The sequence below is a fragment of the Mesorhizobium sp. M7A.F.Ca.CA.004.04.2.1 genome, from assembly GCF_004022825.1.
Lineage (GTDB): Bacteria > Pseudomonadota > Alphaproteobacteria > Rhizobiales > Rhizobiaceae > Mesorhizobium.
This window is the reverse complement of sequence record NZ_RZPH01000415.1, coordinates 1-4,931: the sequence shown is the minus strand read 5'-3', so window position 1 is coordinate 4,931 and position 4,931 is coordinate 1. Positions and strand designations below refer to the sequence as shown.

At 63.6% G+C, this 4,931-nt stretch carries 9 protein-coding genes; 7 read left to right on the top strand and 2 right to left on the bottom strand.

Translation table 11 applies throughout. The annotated features are described in order from the left end of the window. Positions 1 to 1,270: hypothetical protein (locus EN893_RS38145; protein ID WP_164900953.1), on the bottom strand; the 1,270-nt coding region annotated here is incomplete at its 3' end. A 214-nt stretch (positions 1,271 to 1,484) separates the two neighbouring features. Here EN893_RS38145 and EN893_RS18815 point away from each other — a divergent pair. Both EN893_RS18815 and EN893_RS18810 read left to right on the top strand, forming a co-directional pair. Continuing rightward, on the top strand, positions 1,485 to 1,754 hold the full coding sequence (locus EN893_RS18815) for a hypothetical protein (RefSeq protein WP_127270778.1): 270 nt from the start codon (positions 1,485 to 1,487) through the stop codon (positions 1,752 to 1,754). A 73-nt stretch (positions 1,755 to 1,827) separates the two neighbouring features. Next, a complete protein-coding gene (locus EN893_RS18810) occupies positions 1,828 to 2,133 on the top strand; it encodes a hypothetical protein (protein ID WP_023813813.1) in 306 nt (101 codons plus the stop codon). A 39-nt stretch (positions 2,134 to 2,172) separates the two neighbouring features. Here the strand turns inward: EN893_RS18810 and EN893_RS18805 are convergent, their stop codons facing one another. Beyond that, complete coding sequence (locus tag EN893_RS18805; protein WP_127270776.1) at positions 2,173 to 2,601, bottom strand: DoxX family protein; 429 nt, start codon at positions 2,599 to 2,601, stop codon at positions 2,173 to 2,175. 187 nt (positions 2,602 to 2,788) lie between these two features. Between EN893_RS18805 and EN893_RS18800 the strand changes: the two genes are divergently transcribed. From EN893_RS18800 to EN893_RS18780, 5 genes are all read left to right on the top strand, one after another. Further along, on the top strand, positions 2,789 to 2,980 hold the full coding sequence (locus EN893_RS18800) for a hypothetical protein (RefSeq protein ID WP_127270775.1): 192 nt from the start codon (positions 2,789 to 2,791) through the stop codon (positions 2,978 to 2,980). A 485-nt stretch (positions 2,981 to 3,465) separates the two neighbouring features. Further along, positions 3,466 to 3,645 carry a DUF3606 domain-containing protein gene (locus tag EN893_RS18795; RefSeq protein ID WP_023813816.1) on the top strand — a complete coding sequence of 60 codons (180 nt, stop codon included), beginning with the start codon at positions 3,466 to 3,468 and terminating at the stop codon, positions 3,643 to 3,645. Between the two features lie 171 nt (positions 3,646 to 3,816). Further along, positions 3,817 to 4,260 carry a GFA family protein gene (locus EN893_RS18790; RefSeq protein ID WP_127270773.1) on the top strand — a complete coding sequence of 148 codons (444 nt, stop codon included), beginning with the start codon at positions 3,817 to 3,819 and terminating at the stop codon, positions 4,258 to 4,260. A gap of 95 nt (positions 4,261 to 4,355) precedes the next feature. Beyond that, positions 4,356 to 4,592, top strand: coding sequence for a DUF982 domain-containing protein (locus EN893_RS18785; RefSeq protein WP_127270771.1), 237 nt, complete (start codon positions 4,356 to 4,358; stop codon positions 4,590 to 4,592). Between the two features lie 14 nt (positions 4,593 to 4,606). Continuing rightward, complete coding sequence (locus tag EN893_RS18780; RefSeq protein ID WP_127271133.1) at positions 4,607 to 4,852, top strand: DUF982 domain-containing protein; 246 nt, start codon at positions 4,607 to 4,609, stop codon at positions 4,850 to 4,852. The last annotated feature ends 79 nt before the right edge of the window (positions 4,853 to 4,931 follow it).

The following is a 4,931-nucleotide window of genomic DNA, read 5'->3' as shown; positions in this document are numbered from 1 at the left end:
GGGTAAACCCAAAGATGCGGCCGGCACCAATCCTGGCGCCGCGCGAGATCTGTTGCCCGGCCGGGGTTTCGATATAGATCCCCTGATGCGTCGCCTGGATGTCGAACGACAGCAGGCGAAGATCTTCGATATGATGGCCGGTGCCGGCGCGAATGCCTTGCTGCACGCCTTCCGTCACCAGGCTGCGCACCTCGATATCCTTGGCCCCTCGCAGCACCAGGCCATAAAGGCCATCCCTGGACTTGGCACTGATGCGAAGGCGTTTGTACTTCAACACCGATCCGGCGGGCGCAGCGCTGCGGGTGAACGCGACGGCCGCGCCAAGTTGAACGCCGCCAAGCTGCGTCCAGTCGATATCCACCTCGATATCGCTCACCGGCCAGTCGTCGTCACTCTCTGCATCAAAACCGTTCAAATAGGCGCTCACGCGAGCGCGGCGGACAAACACGTGACTTGTGCCGGAAACCTCGTCGTTGATGGTGACGATGTTGCGCGCCGTATCGCCCCTGGCGTCGTCGATGTAGACCCAGCTGGAATCGGCAATGCGGTAGTGGTCGCCTTGCGTACCGGTGAGCGTGCCATGCTCGATCGTGACGCCGGAGATGCCGCTGATGTTGAAGACGCCAAAGCCGTTCGCAGCCGCGACATGATTCCAGGCGCCGTTAACCTTCGGCGCGATGATACGGTTGTCGCCCTTCAGGTTGAAAAGGTGCATGGCGTCCTCGGTACGCTGCAAAAGCGCCCTGTCATCAAACTCGACCGTCAACCCCTGCGGAATGTCGATATTGCCGGCCAGCGAGAATGTGCCAGCCGGGATGATCAGCCTGCCCTGCCCGGCGGCAGCAATGGCGTTGACGATCGCGGTCCTGTTGTTGCCGGCTGCCGTGTCGGCGCCCGCCGCGCGAATGTTGATCTCCTTCGACCTCGGTGCGTTGATGATGTCGAAGCCGGCTTTCGCTCCACCTTGCAGCGTGATCGCCAGACCGCCCCCGCCAGCCAAAATGGTGCCATTCTTCCTGTAGAGGGCTTGGCCGTCGCCGACCTGCGAATAGCCGGCAGTCCTGATATAATCCGGCGCAACCGCCGGCGAATAGGCTTCCGCCGTCGCCTTGGTCGCAAATTGCGGATCGAGCACGGTCGTCATGGCGCCCGTCGCCACATCCGCCGCCGCCTGGGCCTGGTCGATGATGCCTTGCGCGGCTGCCTGGATATCGCCGACGGTGTCGTCGGACTGGTAAAACGACAGCACAATGTCATCGGTGCCGATCACAGGGTTCAGCGTCTGGAAGGCAAAGCTGCACTCACCCCGTCAACCGTTTTTTGAGAAAAAATTCCTAGACCGGTCGGAACTCCCACTCGGAGCGACGCTGGCAAGCGCGTAAAACCCTGCTTTTGCCGGCGGCTGGTCATAAGCCGGCAGGTGTGAAATCATTCGTCGAAGCTCATGGAATGATTCCCGTCGCACGGCCTTGTGGGAGAGGACGATGGACAGACCAGCCATGGCATCCGTGTTCAGGATGCGGCATGCACAAGCCACGGTTTCCGGCGTGCGCAGCACCGGCCAGGGTCAGGCCGATCCAGTCATCCGCGTGCGTTCGCTGGGCGAAGCCATCCGTTTCGTCGCCAACGCTTACCCCCAATACGACATCAGCGCCGTCGCCATCAGCTGTGGGGATGTTTCGATCGGCAGCCTCGGCAACCTGGAGGTCAAGGCGCTGTGGCGCGAATATGGCGAACGGCTGACGCAGGAATAGGCATTCGCCCGCAGCCTTTCTGGAGCGGAAATGCCGCTCGCGCGTTTCAACCCCAGCCACGGGAGCAATCGCCATGAATGTCGCCAACCTGCAACTCGAAGGCCTGTTGATGGCCGTCGCCTCGATCAACCGCCTCCTGGTTCAAAAGGGGGTGCTGACGGCGGAGGAGATCGACCTGGCCTTGCGCAAGACCGAGGCCGGCGAAACCAACCAGGAGCGATCCGAAGGCATGTCCGCGTCCAGCCGCGACGCCGTCAACTTTCCGATCCGGCTGCTGGAACTCGCCAACCAGTGCCAGCCGGAGGCGGAGATGCCGTCTTTTTCGAAGCTGGCCCGCATGGTCGGCAAGATAAAGGAACCCTACAACGACCAGCTGTGAGCGGCCGGCGTGCGTCCGCGGTGGCCCGCTGCCCTCGCCTCAAGCCCTGCCCGGCCATCCCGAATTGAGCGAAAGCACCTTGCCCGGTCCATGTACGGCCGCAAACAGCAGTCCGGCCAGGAACGAAAAATGGTCGACGAAGAAGCCGAACTCGGCCTGGTTGCCTGCCCAGTGGCTGGGTCCGTGAAAGGCGAAGCCGAGGAACAGCACATAGGCGGCGGCGACCAGGGCTGCCTGCGAGAAGAAGGCGCCGGTCAGGAAGCACAGCACCAGCGCGACTTCCAGGATCGCCGCGCACCAGGCCAGGAACAGCGGAAACGGAAAGCCGGCGGCGGCGATATAGCCGGCGGTGGCGTCCATGCCCATGAACTTGAAGGTCACGGCCATCAGGAAGACGCCGGCGAAGATCAGCCGGGCGACGACAAGGGCCGCGGTCTGCCACGGTGATTGAGTGATTTGCGACGACATGCTCGTTCTCCAGCTTTGCAGGTTGATCGCTCCTAGGACGCGCGACCGGCGCCAGGTCCGACACATCAGGCCAATTTTTCTCGACAGGATCGCAGAGGGCTTTCGAAGCGTCACACCGTACAGCAAGAGAGATTTTCGGTTTGCCGGCTGACGGCATATTATTGCTCGCTCCAAGGGGGAATCGGACATGGCCAAGGCATTGACCATCGGCGCACCGCGGCATCCGGCGACGAGCACCGTCTACGAACAGGAATGCAGGGATATGCTGGTTCCGCATCTTGACGCCCTGCTCCGCAAGGTCGAGGCCGCCGGCTGGGACCGCGGGCAGGCCGCCTCGGCGCTCATGTATCTCGCCGCGATGCGGCTGAAGCCGGCCTGACGACGGCCCGAACGGCTTTCCGGCGCCGCCGCGATTGAAACTTGTTGGTAATCACGGAAGTGCTATCGTTAGTCGGGGCTAATGCATCGGCGTGCCGACGCAGCGATTTTGGGTGGGCTGAAATTTGCGTACAAGCGTCAGGTTTGGGGCGACATCTCATGGCGAGCGGTCGGCGCCGCTGGAGTGCAGCGGCTGCGGTGGCGCTGGCCAGGTCTTCGAATGCCCGCGCTGGACGAGTTCCAACGGCCATTGCTGCCCCGCCGGCACGCACCGGCGCGGCTGCCCCGGCCTCAGCGCGGCATGCTCCGAATGTGACGGCGACCACGCTGCCGCCGCCGATACCATGCGGCCCTCGGCCTGATACAGGCCTATCGCAGCCCAGGCCGTGTCGTCTGGTGGAACCGGCGGCGCCAATCTGTGTTATGTCGTGTTGATCGCGGGCGCCGAAGACTGCGCGTCCCCGACAACAGAAAGCGAGGCCTGAGATGGCTGACGACAAGTCGAAGACGAAACAGGACCGCAAGCAGGTCTCGAGTGAAGAGCCCTACGAGGTTGCCGCCTTTGCCCGCAAATACGGCATCCCGCCAAGCGAGGCACAGACCATCATCAAGCGCTACGGCCCCTCGCGCAAGAAGCTCGACGCCCATATGGCGGCCCGCGGCTAGCCGAAACCATTTCGCCTGGGCGGCGTTGAAGATGCTGCGGGCCGCGTCAACCGGGCCTGGTGGTACGGTGAACAGGATGTCTTTTTCCCGGTTTCTCATCCTGGCCAACGAAACGGCAGACGAGCATCTGTCCCACCCGGCCGGCAGCGCCACGCATTGAGGGAGGTCGCCATGTCCGACACCATACGCAGGACCGGCAGCTGCCTGTGCGGCGGCGTGCAGTTCGAGGTTCACGGCCCGCCATTGCGCGTTGGCCTGTGCCACTGCAAGGATTGCCGCAAGGCCGGCGGTTCGGTCTATTCGGCCTTTGCCATCTGGCCGCGCGAGGCCTTCGAGACCACCGGCCTCGTCAGCTCCTATGGCACGCGGAGCTTTTGCCCGACATGCGGCGGCCGCGTCGCCTGGGTCGACGACAATGAGGCCGAGGTGGCGATCGGCAGCCTCGACATCGCGCCGACCGATCTCGTGCCCGAATATGAATTGTGGACCTCCAGGCGCGAGACCTGGCTGCACGCTCTGCCCGGCACCGAACAGTTCGAGCATGACCGCCCAGCGCAGCACAGCGCCGAAGCGCCGACGCCGAGATCGCTGTCGGACATCGACGCCGAGATTTGATCTCCTGGGAAGGGAACCCTGTCCTGCCGCCGACGTTACCGATCGCCTCTCACGCATGTCGCCAGCGACACTTGCGGCAATCATGGAGACGACCGTTGAACGACAAGATGTTTCCCCGCCCCATCAGGCTGAAATTCGCGCCTGAGCGCGAGCGCATCATCCGCAGCGCCTGGGAAGGGCTGGAATGCCTCGGCGACTGGCCGTCTGGCCAGGGACGGCGCTACCGGGCGGCGTTGCGCAGTTGCCGCGATGCGCTGGATGGCTGGACGCCGGCGGAAAAAGCGATGCGGGCGATGATCGACGCCGCGCGCGAAGCAAAACTCCTCCAGTAGTTGGAAAACAGGACATGTCCGAGCTCATTTTGCCCACACCGATGCGGATCAAGCCGCATGGGTCGGACACGATCCGCGACGTCGCCACGCTCAAGGATGCCAGCGAAATCCTGATCGACTGGCCGCAGGCCAAACGCGGCCCGTTCTACCAGGCGGCGCGCGAGAAGGTCGAAGCCGCATTGGAAACCGGGACAGGCGCCGCCGAGGCGCAGGAAGCGTTCGCAGCGCTCTGCAGCCATGCCGGCGTGCTGGTGCGGTAGGTGTCAAAGGAAGCAGACGGGGCGTCGTGCCTCGCCTGCTTTGTCATTTCGTTGGAAGCTCGCCCTGGACAATCGGCTG

Bases quoted from the DNA above. Each gene is read 5' to 3' on its own strand.
- EN893_RS18815 (WP_127270778.1), top strand. From the start codon at position 1,485: ATGGACAGACCAGCCATGGCATCCGTGTTCAGGATGCGGCATGCACAA.
- EN893_RS18810 (WP_023813813.1), top strand. From the start codon at position 1,828: ATGAATGTCGCCAACCTGCAACTCGAAGGCCTGTTGATGGCCGTCGCC.
- EN893_RS18805 (WP_127270776.1), bottom strand. From the start codon at position 2,601: ATGTCGTCGCAAATCACTCAATCACCGTGGCAGACCGCGGCCCTTGTC.
- EN893_RS18800 (WP_127270775.1), top strand. From the start codon at position 2,789: ATGGCCAAGGCATTGACCATCGGCGCACCGCGGCATCCGGCGACGAGC.
- EN893_RS18795 (WP_023813816.1), top strand. From the start codon at position 3,466: ATGGCTGACGACAAGTCGAAGACGAAACAGGACCGCAAGCAGGTCTCG.
- EN893_RS18790 (WP_127270773.1), top strand. From the start codon at position 3,817: ATGTCCGACACCATACGCAGGACCGGCAGCTGCCTGTGCGGCGGCGTG.
- EN893_RS18780 (WP_127271133.1), top strand. From the start codon at position 4,607: ATGTCCGAGCTCATTTTGCCCACACCGATGCGGATCAAGCCGCATGGG.